The sequence below is a fragment of the Streptomyces sp. NPDC046716 genome, from assembly GCF_040645755.1.
Classification (GTDB): Bacteria; Actinomycetota; Actinomycetes; order Streptomycetales; family Streptomycetaceae; genus Streptomyces.
Genome location: NZ_JBEYYU010000002.1, coordinates 29,522 through 46,158, shown reverse-complemented (window position 1 = coordinate 46,158; position 16,637 = coordinate 29,522). Strand labels below are relative to the sequence as shown.

Here is a 16,637-nt window from a genome sequence, read left to right as displayed (position 1 = left end):
CAACCCTTCTTGGCGATTCGCCGTCACACCAGGTGAGGGCCACAGTGGAGCTGACAGAGCCAGCGAGGAACACATGCCGGACCGTGACAGCAAGCCCGGGCGCGGACGCGCCAAGGGCCGCCGCCGCAAGCCGCGCGGCGGACGCAGCAAGGCGCTGCGCATCGCGGCCTGGAGCGCGGCGGGCATCGTCGTGCTCGGCGGCACCGGTCTCGGGTACGTCTACTTCAAGCTCGACGGCAACATCAAGAGCGTGGACATCAACGCGGCGCTCGGCACCGACCGCCCGGAGAACGTGGACAACGGCTCGCAGGACATCCTGGTCCTCGGCTCCGACAGCCGCGCCGGGGCCAACAAGAAGGCCGGCGGCGGCCAGGACGACGGTTCGGCCCGCTCCGACACCGCGATGATCGTCCACATCTACAAGGGCCACAAGAAGGCCAGCGTGGTCTCCATACCCAGGGACACGCTCATCGACCGGCCCGAGTGCACCGACGGCGACGGCACGGTGCACCAGGCGGCGTCCCAGGTCATGTTCAACTCCGCCTACTCGACGGGCGGCGCGGCCTGCGCGGTCAAGACCGCCGAGTCCGTGACCGGTATCCGCATGGACCACTACGTCGAGGTCGACTTCAGCGGCTTCGAGCAGCTCATCGACGACCTCGGCGGCGTCGAGGTCACCACCACCAAGGCGATCGACGACCCCGACAGCCACCTCACGCTCGACGCGGGCACTCACACGCTCGACGGCAAGCAGGCCCTCGGCCTCGTCCGCACCCGGCACGGCGTCGGCGACGGCAGCGACCTGGGCCGCATCCAGCTCCAGCAGGCGTTCATGAAGGCCCTGATGGACCAGCTGAAGAGCGTCGGCGTCTTCACCAGCCCCAAGAAGCTGTACGACCTCGCCGACACCGCCACCAAGTCCGTGACCACCGACTCCGAGCTGGCCTCGGTGAAGGACCTGGCCTCGTTCGCGAACGGGCTCAAGAGCATCGGCTCGAACGACATGACCATGGTCACGCTGCCGGTCCAGTACGACACCAACGACGCCAACCGCGTCCTGGTCGACGAGACCAAGGCCGACCAGGTCTGGAAGGCGCTCAAGGCCGACCGGGCCATCCCGAAGTCGGCCAGCGAGGGCACCGCCACCGGCCAGGCCGACGGCGTCGTGAAGTAACCGCGGCGCCCGCTCGGACGTCGGGGAATACTTCTGGGCCCACCCCGGTTTTGGGGGATGCGGCCAGTGCTGGCAGACTGGTACGTCGGCTCCGGTTCACGCTCCCGCAATCCGCGGCTGCGACCCGGCGCCCTCCCGAACCTAGGAGACACCTTGAAGCGCGACATCCACCCCGAGTACGTCGAGACGCAGGTCAGCTGCACCTGTGGCGCGTCGTTCACCACGCGGAGCACCATCGACTCCGGCACCATCCGTGCCGAGGTCTGCTCCGAGTGCCACCCGTTCTACACGGGCAAGCAGAAGATCCTCGACACCGGTGGCCGTGTGGCCCGCTTCGAGGCCCGCTTCGGCAAGGCTGCCGCTGCCAACAAGTAGCGAGGCTTCAGCGCCGGTCTCCGGTGCCCCTGTTTTCCGCGGGGGCACCGGGACCGGCGCTTTGCGGTGCAGCCCCCTTTTGACCCCCCGTACCAGCAGGAGCCGGAGATGTTCGAGGCCGTCGAGGACCTCATCGGTGAGCACGCCGATCTGGAGAAGAAGCTCGCGGACCCGTCGGTCCACGCCGACCAGGCCAACGCGCGCAAGCTGAACAAGCGCTACGCCGAGCTGACCCCGATCGTCACGACGTACCGCTCCTGGAAGCAGACCGGGGACGACATCGAGACGGCCCGGGAGCTCGCCGCCGACGACCCCGACTTCGCCGCCGAGGTCAAGGAGCTGGAGAAGTCGCGCGAGGAGATCACCGAGAAGCTGCGGCTTCTGCTGGTGCCCCGCGACCCCTCCGACGACAAGGACGTCATCCTCGAGGTCAAGGCCGGCGCGGGCGGCGACGAGTCCGCCCTGTTCGCCGGCGACCTGCTGCGCATGTATCTGCGGTACGCGGAGCGCGTCGGCTGGAAGACCGAGATCATCGACGCCACCGAGTCCGAGCTGGGCGGCTACAAGGACGTCCAGGTCGCCGTGAAGACCAAGGGCGGCAACGGCGCGACCGAGCCCGGCCAGGGCGTCTGGGCCCGCCTGAAGTACGAGGGCGGTGTGCACCGCGTACAGCGTGTGCCGTCGACCGAGTCGCAGGGCCGCATCCACACCTCCGCCGCCGGCGTGCTCGTCACGCCCGAGGCCGAGGAGGTCGACGTCGAGATCCACGCCAACGACCTGCGCATCGACGTGTACCGCTCGTCGGGCCCCGGCGGCCAGTCCGTCAACACGACCGACTCCGCCGTCCGCATCACGCACCTCCCCACCGGCGTCGTCGCTTCCTGCCAGAACGAGAAGAGCCAGCTGCAGAACAAGGAGCAGGCGATGCGTATCCTGCGCTCCAGGCTCCTCGCCGCGGCGCAGGAGGAAGCGGAGAAGGAAGCCGCCGACGCCCGCCGCAGCCAGGTCCGCACCGTCGACCGCTCCGAGAAGATCCGTACGTACAACTTCCCGGAGAACCGCATCTCGGACCACCGCGTGGGCTTCAAGGCCTACAACTTGGACCAGGTGCTCGACGGTGACCTCGACGCCGTCATCCAGGCGTGCGTCGACGCGGACTCGGCCGCCAAGCTCGCCGCCGCGTAAGACCCACACGCTCACAGCTCAGCCCCGGAGGACCAGCGTGAACCTGCTGCTCGCGGAAGTGGCCCAGGCCACTCAGCGGCTGGCCGACGCCGGCGTGCCCTCGCCGCGCAACGACGCGGAGGAGCTCGCCGCGTTCGTGCACGGCGTCAAGCGGGGGGAGCTGCACACCGTCAAGGACCGTGACTTCGACGCCCGGTACTGGGAGGTCATCGCCCGCCGCGAGGCGCGCGAGCCGCTCCAGCACATCACCGGACTCGCCTACTTCCGCTACCTGGAGCTCCAGGTGGGGCCCGGCGTCTTCGTGCCGCGCCCCGAGACGGAGTCGGTCGTCGGGTGGGCCATAGACGCCGTGCGCGCGATGGACGTCGTCGAGCCGCTGATCGTCGATCTGTGCACCGGTTCCGGCGCCATCGCCCTCGCGCTCGCCCAGGAGGTGCCGCGCTCGCGCGTGCACGCCGTGGAGCTGTCCGAGGACGCCCTCAAATGGACGCGGAAGAACGTCGAGGGGTCCAGGGTCGACCTGCGTCAGGGAGACGCTCTGACGGCCTTCCCCGACCTCGACGGCCAGGTCGACCTCGTCGTCTCGAACCCGCCCTACATCCCGCTCACCGAGTGGGAGTACGTGGCGCCCGAGGCCCGCGACTACGACCCCGACCTCGCCCTGTTCTCCGGCGAGGACGGCCTCGAGCTGATCCGCGGCATCGAGCGCACCGCCCACCGGCTGCTGCGCCCCGGCGGCGTCGTCGTCATCGAGCACGCGGACACCCAGGGCGGCCAGGTGCCGTGGATCTTCACCGAGGAGCGGGGCTGGGCGGATGCCGCCGACCACCCGGACCTCAACAACAGGCCGCGCTTCGCGACCGCCCGCAAGGCGATGCCGTGACCGATCACCTTTACGCAGACGAGCAGTACGCAGAGCTGGAGGCCCGCTAAATGGCACGGCGTTACGACACCAACGACGCGACCGACCGCATCACCGGTCTGCGCGAAGCCGCGTCCGCCGTCCGCCGCGGCGAGCTGGTCGTCCTCCCCACCGACACCGTCTACGGCATCGGCGCCGACGCGTTCTCGCCCGAGTCGGTCGGTGACCTGCTCGAGGCCAAGGGCCGGGGCCGGAACATGCCGACGCCGGTGGTCATCCCCTCCCCGAACACCCTGCACGGCCTCGTCACGGACTTCTCCGAGCTGGCCTGGGAGCTCGTCGACGCCTTCTGGCCGGGCGGGCTCACCCTCGTCGCCAAGCACCAGCCGTCGCTCCAGTGGGACCTCGGCGAGACCCGGGGCACCGTCGCGGTGCGCATGCCGCTGCACCCGGTCGCCATCGAGCTGCTCACCGAGGTCGGCCCGCTGGCCCTGTCGTCGGCGAACCTGACCGGACACCCCTCTCCCGAGACCTGCGACGCCGCGCAGGAGATGCTCGGGGACTCCGTCTCCGTCTACCTCGACGGTGGCCCGACCCCCGGCAACATCCCCTCCTCCATCGTCGACGTGACCGGCCCCGTGCCGGTCCTGCTGCGCGCGGGCGCGCTCAGCGCCGACGAGCTGCGCAAGGTGGTACCCGACCTCGAGGTGGCGAATTGACAGCCCCTGAGACGGGGCGTGGCATAGGCACCGAGTCCATCCCGTACGGGGAGCCTCTGGTGCTCCCCGGCGACTCCTTCCGCATCCTCCACGTCAGCACCGGCAACGTCTGCCGCTCGCCGATCACCGAGCGGCTGACCCGGCACGCCCTCGCCGCCCGGCTCGGCGAGCGGGTGGCCGGCGGCCTCATCGTGGAGAGCGCGGGAACCTGGGGCCACGAGGGTGCCCCCATGGAGGCCAACGCCGAGGCGGTCCTGGCGGACTTCGGCGCGGACGCCTCCGGCTTCGTGGGGCGCGAACTCCTCGACGACCACGTCATAAGAGCCGACCTGGTGCTGACCGCGACCCGCGATCACCGCGCCCAGGTCATCTCCATGGGGCACAGCGCGGGCCTGCGCACGTTCACGCTCAAGGAGTTCACCCGGCTCGTGCGGGCCATAGACCCGGCGACCCTGCCCGATCCGGTCGAGGCGGGCGTGGTCGAGCGCGCGCGGTCCTTGGTGCGGGCCGCGGCGGCTCTACGCGGGTGGCTTCTCGCGCCGAGCGTCGAGGCCGACGAGGTGTACGACCCGTACGGGGCCCCGCTGCCGTTCTTCCGGTCGGTCGGCTCCGAGATCAGCGAGGCGCTGGACCCGGTGGTCTCGGCGCTGACGGGCGTGCCCAAGTAGGTGCGGGTCGCGATGGTGTCCTGCCGTTCCCCGCGCCCCTTCCGGGGCTCGGACCTAGGCTGTTAGACACCCACTCTCCTCCGCGAGGCCCGGAGCCGAACATGCCGGTGATCACCGAACCCGCCGCGCTCGACGCACTGCGCCGTCAGGACCCCGAGCTGGCCGAGGTCCTGCTCGGCGAGACGGCCCGGCAGGCCGACTCCCTCCAGCTGATCGCGGCCGAGAACTTCACCTCGCCCGCCGTCCTGGCCGCCCTCGGCTCCCCGCTCGCCAACAAGTACGCGGAGGGCTATCCGGGCGCCCGGCACCACGGCGGCTGCGAGATCGTCGACGTGGCCGAGCGGATGGCCGTGGAGCGCGCCAGGGCCCTCTTCGGGGCCGCGCACGCCAACGTGCAGGCACATTCCGGCTCCTCGGCCGTCCTGGCCGCCTACGCGGTCCTGCTGCGCCCAGGAGACACCGTCCTGGCGATGGGCCTGCCCGCCGGCGGGCACCTCACCCACGGCTCACCGGCGAACTTCTCGGGCCGCTGGTTCGACTTCGTGCCCTACGGCGTCGACCCCGAGACCGGACTCATCGACCTCGACGAGGTCCGCGCGCTGGCCCGCGCCCACCGCCCCAAGGCGATCGTCTGCGGCTCGATCTCCTACCCCCGGCACATCGACTACGCCGCCTTCCGCGACATCGCCGACGACGTGGGCGCGCACCTCATCGCGGACGCGGCGCACCCCATCGGGCTCGTCGCCGGGGGAGCGGCCCCGAACCCGGTCCCGTACGCCGACATCGTCTGCGCCACCACGCACAAGGTGCTGCGCGGCCCGCGCGGCGGCATGCTGCTGTGCGGCGCCGAGCTGGCGGACCGGGTGGACCGGGCGGTCTTCCCGTTCACGCAGGGCGGCGCCCAGATGCACACGATCGCCGCCAAGGCCGTCGCGTTCGGCGAGGCGGCCACCCCCGCCTTCACGGGGTACGCGCACCAGGTCGTCGCCAATGCCCGGGTGCTGGCCGGGGCCCTGGAGGCGGAGGGGTTCGCCGTCACCACGGGCGGCACCGACACCCATCTGGTGACCGTCGACCCCGCGCCGCTCGGCGACGGCGTCGGCGTCGGCGTCGGCGTCGACGGACCCACCGCCCGCGGCCGGCTGGCCTCGGCCGGCATCGTCCTGGACACCTGCGCCCTGCCGTACGGCGAGGGCCGGGGCCTGCGCCTCGGAACCGCGGCCGTGACCACCCAGGGCATGGGCGAGGCCGAGATGGCCCGTATCGCGGTGCTCCTCTCGGGTGTCGTCCGCGACGCCTTCGAGGTACGCGCCGTCCGCGAGGAGGTCCGTGAACTGGCCCGGAGATTTCCCCCGTATCCGGGCGGATGAGGGGTAGACGCACCGGCGGAGCAGCGGCAGTGCGGGCCGGAACCGTCACTCGTGCAACCATCGTCGCTACCCGTAAGTCCCCGACCTCAAGCACACAAAGCTAGGGTGTGGGGCTGAGATGGCCAGCGATACCTGTGGGGAAGCCCGTGCGTGAATACCTGCTGACGCTCTGCATCACGGCCGCGGTGACGTATCTGCTCACAGGCCCGGTGCGGAAGTTCGCGATCGTGGCCGGCGCGATGCCGGAGATCCGGGCACGAGACGTGCACCGGGAGCCCACGCCGCGGCTCGGCGGTATCGCCATGTTCTTCGGTCTGTGCGCCGGTCTGCTGGTCGCCGACCACCTGACCAATCTGGACCAGGTCTTCGAGTCGTCGAACGAGCCGAGAGCACTGCTGTCGGGTGCCGCGCTGATCTGGCTGATCGGCGTACTGGACGACAAGTTCGAGATCGACGCCCTGATCAAGCTGGGCGGCCAGATGATCGCCGCGGGCGTCATGGTCATGCAGGGTCTGACGATCCTGTGGCTGCCGATCCCCGGCGTCGGCACGGTCTCCCTGACCCAGTGGCAGGGCACGCTGCTCACGGTCGCGCTCGTGGTCATCACGATCAACGCCGTGAACTTCGTCGACGGCCTGGACGGTCTCGCGGCCGGCATGGTGTGCATCGCGGCCGCGGCGTTCTTCCTGTACGCGTACCGGATCTGGTACGGCTACGGCATCGAGAACGCGGCGCCCGCCACGCTCTTCGCGGCGATCCTGATGGGCATGTGTCTGGGCTTCCTGCCGCACAACATGCATCCGGCGCGCATCTTCATGGGCGACTCGGGGTCGATGCTCATCGGCCTGGTGCTGGCCGCCGCGGCCATCTCCATCACCGGACAGGTCGACCCGGACGCCCTCAAGCTCAACCTCGGCGGCTCGACCCGTGACACCACGCACGCGCTGCTCCCGGTCTTCATCCCGCTGGTGATGCCGCTGACGATCATCGCGATCCCGTTCGCCGACCTGGTGCTCGCGATCGTGCGCCGCACCTGGAACGGGCAGTCGCCGTTCGCCGCCGACCGCGGCCATCTGCACCACCGGCTCCTGGAGATCGGCCACTCGCACTCCCGCGCGGTGCTGATCATGTACTTCTGGTCGGCGCTCGTCGCCTTCGGCGCGGTCGCCTACTCGGTGCACTCCGCGTCCGGGATGTGGGTCATGCTCGGCGTCGTCGCGCTGAGCTTCGTCGGCCTCCTGCTGCTGCTGTTGCCGCGCTTCACGCCGCACACCCCGCGCTGGGCGGAGCGTCTGGTGCCGCCCCGCTACCGGCGTCGCCGGGCCACGGCCGACGAGGCGTCGGCCACCTCCGCGGGTGAGACGTCCGCCGCGGAAACGGGCGAGGAGGACGAGGGCGATCGCGCGCCGATTCCCGCAGGAGTCAACGGGGCGACGGCAATTGGCGCCCGTTCGCGCTTCTCCGATCGGCGGAAGGCGGGTTCGTCGCGCTGACGCGGCGTTCCAAAAGGTCCCAATACCAGACAAGTTGATGGAGTGGGCGCGCAGACGCGCACTGTCACTCTCATGTGTGACAGCGAGCACACCATCTAGGTAAAGACCGCATCAAATAGTTTGTGATACCGTTCACGAAACCCGGGGATAGAGCCGAAAGACCGGAGTGCGACGGTCCCTTGGCCCGAAGTTCCCTCTCGGCCCCGGACTACGCTCGTCCATGACGACACCCTGCCCCCATCAATTAGCGGAGCTGCCGCCATGCCGTCCACCGACGCACGGACCCTTCTTCAAGCTGTCGTACCCACCGCCATCGCCGGCGTGATCGCCGCGGTGATCAGTGGTGTGGTCGCGGGCGGCAAGGGTGCTCTCGGAGCGGTCATCGGTGCGGTGGTGGTCATCGCCTTCATGGGGATCGGGCAGCTCGCGCTTCAGTGGACGGCGAAGAAGCTTCCGCAGCTGTTCCAGGCGATGGGCATGATGGTCTACGTCGCCCAGCTGCTGCTGCTCCTGATCTTTGTGGGAGTCTTCAAGGACACCACGCTGTTCAACCCCAAGGCCTTCGCTGTCACGCTCGTTGCCGCGACCATCGTGTGGATGGGCTTCCAGGCCCGCGCCTATCTCAAGGCGAAGATCCTCTACATCGATCCCGACGCGGCGAAGGACTCGGCGAAGAGCGAGAGCTCAGAAAAGACCGGGTCTTCGTCGTGAGGGGTAGGCCCGGGATAAGTGCTCGTTCGATGTCCTGCTATCGTCCGGTGCCAACTGCGGCATCGCTGGCGCGGGCATGTGAGCTGACGCCTGCACGATCGCGAGGCTCAAAGCCTTCCCGCCGCCCCCACACCCGAAACACCAGACCGGTGCCGACCCGCGGCTGCGCGCCGCACCGACACAACGAGGTTGCCGTACTTATGCGTCACGCCGAAGGAGCCCGCGGTGAGTGCTGACACGACCCAGCTCGCGTTTGACTGGAGCTGTCGGATCATGTCCGACAACGGGTGTGGCTTCCCGGCGCCGGGCCTGCACTCCTTCCTCTTCCAGCCGATCTTCACGGTCGGCGGGTTCGAGTTCAACAAGGTGATGCTGCTGGCGCTGCTCACCAGCCTGGTCGTCGTCACCTTCTTCTACGTGGCGTTCGGCAAGGCGAAGGTCGTGCCGGGCAAGGTCCAGATGATCGGTGAGGCCGGATACGACTTCGTCCGCCGCGGCATCGTGTACGAGACGATGGGCAAGCGGGACGGCGAGAAGTACGTCCCGCTGATGGTCTCGCTGTTCTTCTTCATCTGGATCATGAACATCTGGTCCGTGATCCCGCTGGCCCAGTTCCCGGTCGCGTCGGTCTTCGCGTACCCGGTGGTCCTGGCGGTCATCGTCTACCTGATCTGGGTGCCGCTGACCTTCAAGCGCCATGGCTTCGTGGGCGGTTGGAAGAACATCACCGGCTACGACGACTCGCTCGGCCCGATCAAGTGGCTGGTCTCGTTCATCGAGTTCTTCTCGAACCTGCTGGTGCGTCCCTTCACGCACGCGGTGCGACTCTTCGCCAACATGTTCGCCGGTCACCTGATGCTGGTGATGTTCACCGTCGCCTCCTGGTACCTGCTGAACAGCTGGATGATCCCTGCCGCCGGTGTCTCCTTCGTGATGACCATGGCGATGATCCTCTTCGAACTCTTCGTGCAGGCTGTCCAGGCGTACGTCTTCGTGCTCCTCGCCTGCTCGTACCTCCAGGGTGCTCTCGCCGAGCATCACTGAGCACCCCCAACACCCCTAAGCGCCCGGTGGCCAACCCCCACCGGTCCATGAAAGAGAAGGAAGAACTGGCATGCAGACTCTTGCCGCTCTCACTGGCGACATCAAGGCCCTCGGCTCCATCGGCTACGGTCTCGCCGCCATCGGCCCGGGCATCGGCGTCGGCATCGTGTTCGGTAAGGGCACCGAGGCCCTCGCTCGCCAGCCTGAGGCCGCCGGCCTGATCCGCGCCAACCAGATCCTCGGCTTCGCCTTCTGTGAGGCGCTCGCCCTCATCGGCATCGTCATGCCGTTCGTCTACGGCTCCTGACAGCCGCAGACGAATAGCCAAGTTCGACGAAAGGCACTGATGTGATCGCCAACCTGGTTGCACTCGCGGCCGAGGAGGAGCAGAACCCGCTCATCCCGCCCGGTCCCGAGCTGCTCGTCGGCACCCTTGCCTTCGCCATCGTCTTCTTCTTCTTCGCCAAGAAGCTCCTCCCGCGCATCAACAAGGTGCTGGAAGAGCGTCACGCGCTGATCGAAGGCGGTATCGAGAAGGCCGAGGCCGCCCAGACCGAAGCCCAGAGCGTGCTCGAGCAGTACAAGGCTCAGCTCGCCGAGGCCCGGCACGAGGCCGCGCGGCTGCGCCAGGAGGCGCAGGAGCAGGGCGCCACGCTCATCGCCGAGATGCGCGCGGAAGGCCAGCGGCAGCGTGAGGAGATCATCGCCGCGGGCCACGCCCAGATCGAGGCCGACCGCAAGGCCGCCGCTCAGTCGCTGCGTCAGGACGTCGGCCAGCTGGCCACCGACCTGGCCGGCAAGCTGGTCGGCGAGTCGCTGGACGACTACGCCCGGCAGTCGCGCACGATCGACCGCTTCCTCGGTGAGCTCGAGGAGAAGGCAGAGGCTGCTCGATGACCGCCCACGGAGCGAGCCGCGAGGCCCTCGCCGCCGCGCGTGAGCGTCTGGACGCGCTGACCGACTCCACGTCGGTCGACGCCAAGACGCTCGCCGGCGACCTGGCCGCGGTGACGGCGCTGCTGGACCGCGAGGTCTCGCTGCGCCGGGTTCTCACCGACCCGGCGCAGGCCGCCGAGGCCAAGGCCGAGCTCGCGGGCCGGCTGCTCGGCGGCCAGGTCAGCGGCGAAGCCGTCGACCTGGTGTCCGGTCTGGTCCGCTCCCGGTGGTCGGCCTCGCGCGACCTGGTCGACTCCCTGGAGGAGCTGGCCAACACCGCGGACCTCACCGCGGCGCAGAAGAGCGGCGAGCTCGACGACGTCGAGGACGAGCTGTTCCGGTTCGACCGGATCGTCTCCTCCAACACCGAGCTCCGTTCCGCGCTGACCGACAAGGGCGCCTCGGGCAAGCTGCGCGGCGACCTCGTCAAGCAGCTTCTCGGCGGGCGGGCCAAGCCCACCACCGAGCGCCTCGTCGAGCGTCTTGTGACCGTGCCGCGTGGACGTAGCCTTGAAGGGGGACTCGAGTCCCTCTCCAAGCTGGCCGCCGAGCGCCGGGAGCGCATGGTGGCCGTCGTCACGACGGCGGTGCCGCTGACCGACCAGCAGAAGCAGCGCCTGGGCCAGGCCCTCGCGAAGCTCTACGGGCGTCAGATGCACCTGAACCTGGACGTGGACCCCGAGGTCCTCGGCGGGATCAAGGTGCAGGTCGGCGACGAGGTCATCAACGGCTCCATCGCGGACCGCATCGAGGACGCCAGCCGCCGCATGGCCGGCTGACACCTCACCTAGTACGACTACGGCCCTAGTTGGGCCGTGCAGAGGATTCCTGGGGGCTGACCCCAGACCCCAAGAACACTTCGGGCCCAACAAGGAGAGCAGGGAACCCAGATGGCGGAGCTCACGATCCGGCCGGAGGAGATCCGGGACGCGCTGGAGAACTTTGTCCAGGCGTACAAGCCGGACGCGGCCTCGCGCGAGGAGGTCGGTACGGTCACCCTTGCCGGCGACGGCATCGCGAAGGTCGAGGGTCTCCCCTCGGCCATGGCCAACGAACTGCTGAAGTTCGAGGACGGCACCCTCGGCCTCGCGCTCAACCTGGAAGAGCGCGAGATCGGCGCCATCGTCCTCGGTGAGTTCAGCGGCATCGAGGAGGGCCAGCCGGTCACGCGTACCGGCGAGGTCCTGTCCGTCGGCGTCGGCGAGGGCTACCTGGGTCGCGTCGTCGACCCGCTCGGCAACCCGATCGACGGCCTCGGCGACATCGAGACGTCCGGCCGCCGCGCCCTTGAGCTGCAGGCCCCCACGGTCATGCAGCGCAAGTCGGTGCACGAGCCGATGGAGACCGGCTACAAGGCCGTCGACGCGATGACCCCGATCGGCCGTGGCCAGCGTCAGCTGATCATCGGTGACCGTCAGACCGGCAAGACCGCCCTGGCCGTCGACACGATCATCAACCAGCGTGACAACTGGCGCACCGGCGACCCGTCGAAGCAGGTCCGCTGCGTCTACGTCGCCATCGGTCAGAAGGGTTCCACCATCGCCTCCGTGCGTGGTGCCCTGGAAGAGGCCGGCGCGCTGGAGTACACGACCATCGTCGCCGCCCCGGCGTCCGACCCGGCCGGCTTCAAGTACCTGGCGCCGTACACCGGCTCGGCCATCGGCCAGCAGTGGATGTACGAGGGCAAGCACGTCCTCATCATCTTCGACGACCTCTCGAAGCAGGCCGACGCCTACCGCGCCGTGTCCCTGCTGCTGCGCCGCCCGCCGGGGCGCGAGGCCTACCCGGGTGACGTCTTCTACCTGCACTCGCGTCTGCTCGAGCGCTGCGCGAAGCTCTCGGACGACCTCGGTGCCGGTTCGATGACGGGTCTGCCGATCGTCGAGACGAAGGCCAACGACGTCTCCGCGTTCATCCCGACCAATGTCATCTCCATCACCGACGGCCAGTGCTTCCTGGAGTCGGACCTCTTCAACGCCGGTCAGCGCCCCGCGCTGAACGTCGGTATCTCCGTCTCCCGAGTCGGTGGTTCCGCGCAGCACAAGGCGATGAAGCAGGTCTCCGGCCGTCTGCGTCTGGACCTGGCCCAGTACCGCGAGCTGGAGGCGTTCGCCGCCTTCGGTTCCGACCTGGACGCCGCGTCGAAGTCGCAGCTGGAGCGCGGTCAGCGTCTGGTCGAGCTGCTCAAGCAGGCTCAGTACCAGCCGATGCCGACCGAGGACCAGGTCGTCTCCGTCTGGGCCGGCACCACCGGCAAGATGGACGACGTTCCGGTCGCCGACATCCGCCGCTTCGAGAAGGAGCTCCTCGAGCACCTGCACCGCAAGGAGCAGGGCCTGATGACCTCCATCAAGGAGGGCGGCAAGATGTCGGACGACACCCTCACCGCTGTTGCCGACGCCATCGTCGAGTTCAAGAAGCAGTTCGAGACCTCGGACGGGAAGCTTCTCGGCGAGGACGCTCCGGCCGCCGCCGGTAAGTGACGACGGAAGGGACCTGACTCATGGGAGCCCAGCTCCGGGTCTACAAGCGTCGCATCCGATCCGTCACCGCGACCAAGAAGATCACCAAGGCGATGGAGATGATCGCCGCCTCGCGCGTCGTCAAGGCGCAGCGCAAGGTGGCGGCCTCCACGCCGTACGCGACCGAGCTGACGCGCGCGGTCACGGCGGTGGGGACCGGGTCGAACACCAAGCACCCGCTGACGACCGAGGCCGAGACGCCGACCCGCTCCGCGGTTCTGCTCCTCACGAGCGACCGCGGTCTGGCCGGCGCCTTCAACTCGAACGCGATCAAGGCCGCGGAGCAGCTCACCGAGCGGCTCGTGGCCGAGGGCAAGGAGGTCGACACGTACATCGTCGGCCGCCGCGGTCTGGCCCACTACAACTTCCGCGAGCGCAAGGTCGCGGAGTCGTGGTCGGGCTTCACCGACGAGCCCACGTACGCGGACGCCAAGAAGGTCGCGGGCCCGCTGATCGAGGCCATCGAGAAGGAGACGGCGGAGGGCGGCGTGGATGAACTCCACATCGTCTACACCGAGTTCGTCTCGATGATGACGCAGTCGGCGGTCGACAGCCGTCTGCTGCCGCTCAGCCTCGAAGAGGTGGCGGAGGAGTCGGCGTCCAAGGACGAGATCCTTCCGCTGTACGACTTCGAGCCGTCGGCGGAGGACGTCCTCGACGCCCTGCTGCCGCGCTACGTCGAGAGCCGTATCTACAACGCGATGCTCCAGTCGGCTGCCTCCAAGCACGCCGCCACGCGCCGCGCGATGAAGTCGGCGACCGACAACGCGGGCGAGCTGATCAACACGCTCTCCCGTCTTGCCAACGCGGCCCGCCAGGCCGAAATCACCCAGGAAATCAGCGAGATCGTCGGTGGCGCCAGCGCCCTGGCCGACGCGACCGCGGGGAGTGACAAGTAATGACGACCACTGTTGAGACGGCCGCTGCCACGGGCCGCGTCGCCCGGGTCATCGGCCCGGTCGTCGACGTGGAGTTCCCCGTCGACGCGATGCCGGACATCTACAACGCCCTGCACGTCCAGGTGGCCGACCCGGCCAAGGACGGCGAGCAGAAGACCCTGACGCTCGAGGTCGCCCAGCACCTCGGTGACGGCCTGGTCCGCGCGATCTCCATGCAGCCCACCGACGGTCTGGTCCGCCAGGCCCCGGTGACCGACACCGGTGCCTCCATCACCGTTCCCGTCGGTGACTTCACCAAGGGCAAGGTGTTCAACACCCTCGGCGAGGTGCTGAACACGGACGAGCAGTACACGGGCGAGCGCTGGGGCATCCACCGCAAGGCTCCGAACTTCGACGAGCTCGAGTCGAAGACCGAGATGTTCGAGACCGGCATCAAGGTCGTCGACCTTCTCACCCCGTACGTCAAGGGTGGAAAGATCGGCCTGTTCGGTGGTGCCGGCGTCGGCAAGACGGTGCTCATCCAGGAGATGATCTACCGCGTCGCCAACAACCACGACGGTGTCTCCGTGTTCGCCGGCGTCGGTGAGCGCACCCGTGAGGGCAACGACCTCATCGAGGAGATGGCCGACTCGGGCGTCATCGACAAGACCGCCCTTGTCTTCGGTCAGATGGACGAGCCGCCGGGCACCCGTCTGCGCGTGGCCCTCGCGGGTCTGACCATGGCGGAGTACTTCCGCGATGTGCAGAAGCAGGACGTGCTGTTCTTCATCGACAACATCTTCCGCTTCACGCAGGCCGGTTCCGAGGTCTCCACGCTGCTCGGCCGCATGCCGTCCGCCGTGGGTTACCAGCCGAACCTGGCCGACGAGATGGGTCTCCTCCAGGAGCGCATCACGTCGACCCGTGGTCACTCGATCACCTCGATGCAGGCGATCTACGTCCCCGCGGACGACCTGACCGACCCGGCCCCGGCCACCACGTTCGCCCACCTCGACGCGACGACGGTTCTCTCCCGTCCGATCTCCGAGAAGGGCATCTACCCGGCCGTGGACCCGCTGGACTCCACGTCCCGCATCCTGGACCCGCGCTACATCGCGGCGGACCACTACAACACGGCCATGCGTGTGAAGACGGTCCTCCAGAAGTACAAGGACCTCCAGGACATCATCGCGATCCTCGGTATCGACGAGCTCGGCGAGGAGGACAAGCTCACTGTCCACCGCGCCCGTCGCGTGGAGCGCTTCCTGTCGCAGAACACCCACGTCGCCAAGCAGTTCACCGGCGTCGACGGGTCGGACGTCCCGCTGGACGAGTCGATCACGGCCTTCAACGCGATCATCGACGGCGAGTACGACCACTTCCCGGAGCAGGCGTTCTTCCTGTGCGGTGGCATTGAGGACCTCAAGGCCAACGCCAAGGAGCTCGGCGTCTCCTGAGCCTCGTAGCTCATGGGAGGGCCGGGGCGTGTCCCGGCCCTCCCGCAACGCCCACTAGACTTTGACCCAACACCCGGCAGCGGATGCCGCCGGGTGGTGACCCGAGGAGCCCACCTTGGCTGCTGAGCTGCACGTCGAGCTCGTCGCCGCGGACCGTAGTGTCTGGTCCGGCGAGGCCACCCTGGTCGTCGCGCGTACCACGTCCGGCGACATCGGCGTCATGCCCGGTCACCAGCCGCTGCTCGGTGTGCTGGAGTCGGGCCCGGTGACGATCCGCACGAGCGACGGTGGAACGGTCGTGGCAGCTGTCCACGGCGGCTTCATCTCGTTCGCGGACGACAAGCTGTCGCTGCTGGCCGAGATCGTCGAGCTGTCGGACGAGATCGATGTCCAGCGGGCGGAGCGGGCGCTGGAGCGCGCGAAGTCGGACGCCGACGCGTCCGCCGAGCGTCGCGCCGACGTCCGTCTGCGTGCGGTGGCGGCGCGCTGACCCCAGCGAGCCCTATGACGTACCTCAGCCGCGGCCCAGGCCGGAGATCGCTCTCCGGACCGGGTCGCGGCTGAGGCGATCTCCACCCGTTTTTGCTGTTCCGTTATCAGGCGTTTGATCGGTCGAGAAGTTCCTTGAGAGACGAGGAGGTCGGTGCAGATGGTCCTCGTTCTCGTGCTGTGCGTAGTCGCGGTCGTCGTACTCGTACTGCTGGGATTGTTCGTCTTCGGGCTGCGGCGGCGGCTGATCCAGCGCTCGGGCGGCACCTTCGACTGCTCGCTGCGGTGGGACGCTCCCGCGGCGGATGCCGTGGACACCTCCGGCAAGGGGTGGGGATACGGCATCGCGCGCTACAACGGTGACCGGATCGAGTGGTTCCGGGTGTTCTCGTACGCGCCTCGGCCCCGGCGGATTCTGGAGCGGGCGGCGATCGAGGTGACCGGGCGCCGGGCGCCCGAGGGCGAGGAGGAGCTGGCGCTCCTGTCCGACGCCATCGTGCTGGCCTGTACGCATCGCGGGTCCCGGCTGGAGCTGGCCATGAGCGAGGACGCGCTGACCGGTTTCCTGGCGTGGCTGGAGGCGGCGCCGCCCGGGCAGCGGGTCAATGTGGCCTGAGCGTTCTCGGCCGCGGGTTCGTCGTGGCCGGTCGCGCAGTTCCCCGCGCCCCTGGAGCGAGCTTCGCTCGTTCAGGGGCGCTTTTTCTGTGCCGCACATGAAGAAGCCGGGCGCACGGGGGGCGTTCCCGTGGGCCCG

General features: G+C 68.8%; 18 protein-coding genes. All 18 read left to right on the top strand.

All coding sequences use genetic code 11. From position 1 onward, the window contains the following. Window positions 1-73 precede the first annotated feature (73 nt). Window positions 74-1,174: an LCP family protein gene (locus ABZ930_RS01725; protein WP_361539759.1), complete on the top strand. Its 1,101-nt coding sequence runs from the start codon at window positions 74-76 to the stop codon at window positions 1,172-1,174. 153 nt (window positions 1,175-1,327) lie between these two features. After that, window positions 1,328-1,549 (top strand): 50S ribosomal protein L31, encoded by a 222-nt coding sequence (gene rpmE / locus ABZ930_RS01720; RefSeq protein ID WP_081219441.1) that lies wholly within the window; start codon window positions 1,328-1,330, stop codon window positions 1,547-1,549. Window positions 1,550-1,657: 108 nt separating this feature from the next. Next, window positions 1,658-2,734 carry a peptide chain release factor 1 gene (gene prfA, locus ABZ930_RS01715; protein WP_361539756.1) on the top strand — a complete coding sequence of 359 codons (1,077 nt, stop codon included), beginning with the start codon at window positions 1,658-1,660 and terminating at the stop codon, window positions 2,732-2,734. A gap of 37 nt (window positions 2,735-2,771) precedes the next feature. Next, complete coding sequence (gene prmC, locus ABZ930_RS01710) at window positions 2,772-3,617, top strand: peptide chain release factor N(5)-glutamine methyltransferase (RefSeq protein ID WP_361539753.1); 846 nt, start codon at window positions 2,772-2,774, stop codon at window positions 3,615-3,617. Between the two features lie 50 nt (window positions 3,618-3,667). Next, the gene (locus tag ABZ930_RS01705) at window positions 3,668-4,315 is read left to right on the top strand and encodes an L-threonylcarbamoyladenylate synthase (protein WP_353944725.1); all 648 of its coding nucleotides are present in this window, start codon (window positions 3,668-3,670) and stop codon (window positions 4,313-4,315) included. Window positions 4,316-4,353: 38 nt separating this feature from the next. Further along, the gene (locus ABZ930_RS01700; RefSeq protein WP_353947206.1) at window positions 4,354-4,983 is read left to right on the top strand and encodes a protein-tyrosine-phosphatase; all 630 of its coding nucleotides are present in this window, start codon (window positions 4,354-4,356) and stop codon (window positions 4,981-4,983) included. A 101-nt stretch (window positions 4,984-5,084) separates the two neighbouring features. Next, a complete protein-coding gene (gene glyA / locus ABZ930_RS01695) occupies window positions 5,085-6,353 on the top strand; it encodes a serine hydroxymethyltransferase (protein ID WP_361539750.1) in 1,269 nt (422 codons plus the stop codon). 146 nt (window positions 6,354-6,499) lie between these two features. Further along, window positions 6,500-7,846 carry an MraY family glycosyltransferase gene (locus ABZ930_RS01690; RefSeq protein WP_361539747.1) on the top strand — a complete coding sequence of 449 codons (1,347 nt, stop codon included), beginning with the start codon at window positions 6,500-6,502 and terminating at the stop codon, window positions 7,844-7,846. A 261-nt stretch (window positions 7,847-8,107) separates the two neighbouring features. Next, on the top strand, window positions 8,108-8,557 hold the full coding sequence (locus ABZ930_RS01685) for a hypothetical protein (RefSeq protein WP_361539744.1): 450 nt from the start codon (window positions 8,108-8,110) through the stop codon (window positions 8,555-8,557). Between the two features lie 273 nt (window positions 8,558-8,830). Then, complete coding sequence (gene atpB, locus ABZ930_RS01680) at window positions 8,831-9,601, top strand: F0F1 ATP synthase subunit A (RefSeq protein ID WP_361540346.1); 771 nt, start codon at window positions 8,831-8,833, stop codon at window positions 9,599-9,601. A 70-nt stretch (window positions 9,602-9,671) separates the two neighbouring features. Then, window positions 9,672-9,908, top strand: a complete 237-nt coding sequence (gene atpE / locus ABZ930_RS01675; protein ID WP_361539741.1) for an ATP synthase F0 subunit C — start codon at window positions 9,672-9,674, stop codon at window positions 9,906-9,908. 41 nt (window positions 9,909-9,949) lie between these two features. Further along, the gene (locus tag ABZ930_RS01670; RefSeq protein WP_361539738.1) at window positions 9,950-10,498 is read left to right on the top strand and encodes a F0F1 ATP synthase subunit B; all 549 of its coding nucleotides are present in this window, start codon (window positions 9,950-9,952) and stop codon (window positions 10,496-10,498) included. Then, window positions 10,495-11,316 carry a F0F1 ATP synthase subunit delta gene (locus ABZ930_RS01665; protein ID WP_361539735.1) on the top strand — a complete coding sequence of 274 codons (822 nt, stop codon included), beginning with the start codon at window positions 10,495-10,497 and terminating at the stop codon, window positions 11,314-11,316. The genes ABZ930_RS01670 and ABZ930_RS01665 overlap by 4 nt, the downstream gene beginning before the upstream one ends. Window positions 11,317-11,427: 111 nt before the next feature. Next, entirely contained in the window at window positions 11,428-13,020 is a 1,593-nt protein-coding gene (gene atpA / locus ABZ930_RS01660) for a F0F1 ATP synthase subunit alpha (RefSeq protein ID WP_361539733.1), read from the top strand. Between the two features lie 20 nt (window positions 13,021-13,040). Further along, entirely contained in the window at window positions 13,041-13,958 is a 918-nt protein-coding gene (locus ABZ930_RS01655; protein ID WP_361539730.1) for a F0F1 ATP synthase subunit gamma, read from the top strand. Then, window positions 13,958-15,394 carry a F0F1 ATP synthase subunit beta gene (gene atpD, locus ABZ930_RS01650; RefSeq protein WP_351451303.1) on the top strand — a complete coding sequence of 479 codons (1,437 nt, stop codon included), beginning with the start codon at window positions 13,958-13,960 and terminating at the stop codon, window positions 15,392-15,394. Before ABZ930_RS01655 ends, atpD begins: the two co-directional genes overlap by 1 nt. 115 nt (window positions 15,395-15,509) lie before the next feature. Further along, on the top strand, window positions 15,510-15,884 hold the full coding sequence (locus ABZ930_RS01645) for a F0F1 ATP synthase subunit epsilon (RefSeq protein WP_361539727.1): 375 nt from the start codon (window positions 15,510-15,512) through the stop codon (window positions 15,882-15,884). A 159-nt stretch (window positions 15,885-16,043) separates the two neighbouring features. Beyond that, window positions 16,044-16,499, top strand: a complete 456-nt coding sequence (locus tag ABZ930_RS01640; protein ID WP_361539724.1) for a DUF2550 domain-containing protein — start codon at window positions 16,044-16,046, stop codon at window positions 16,497-16,499. The last annotated feature ends 138 nt before the right edge of the window (window positions 16,500-16,637 follow it).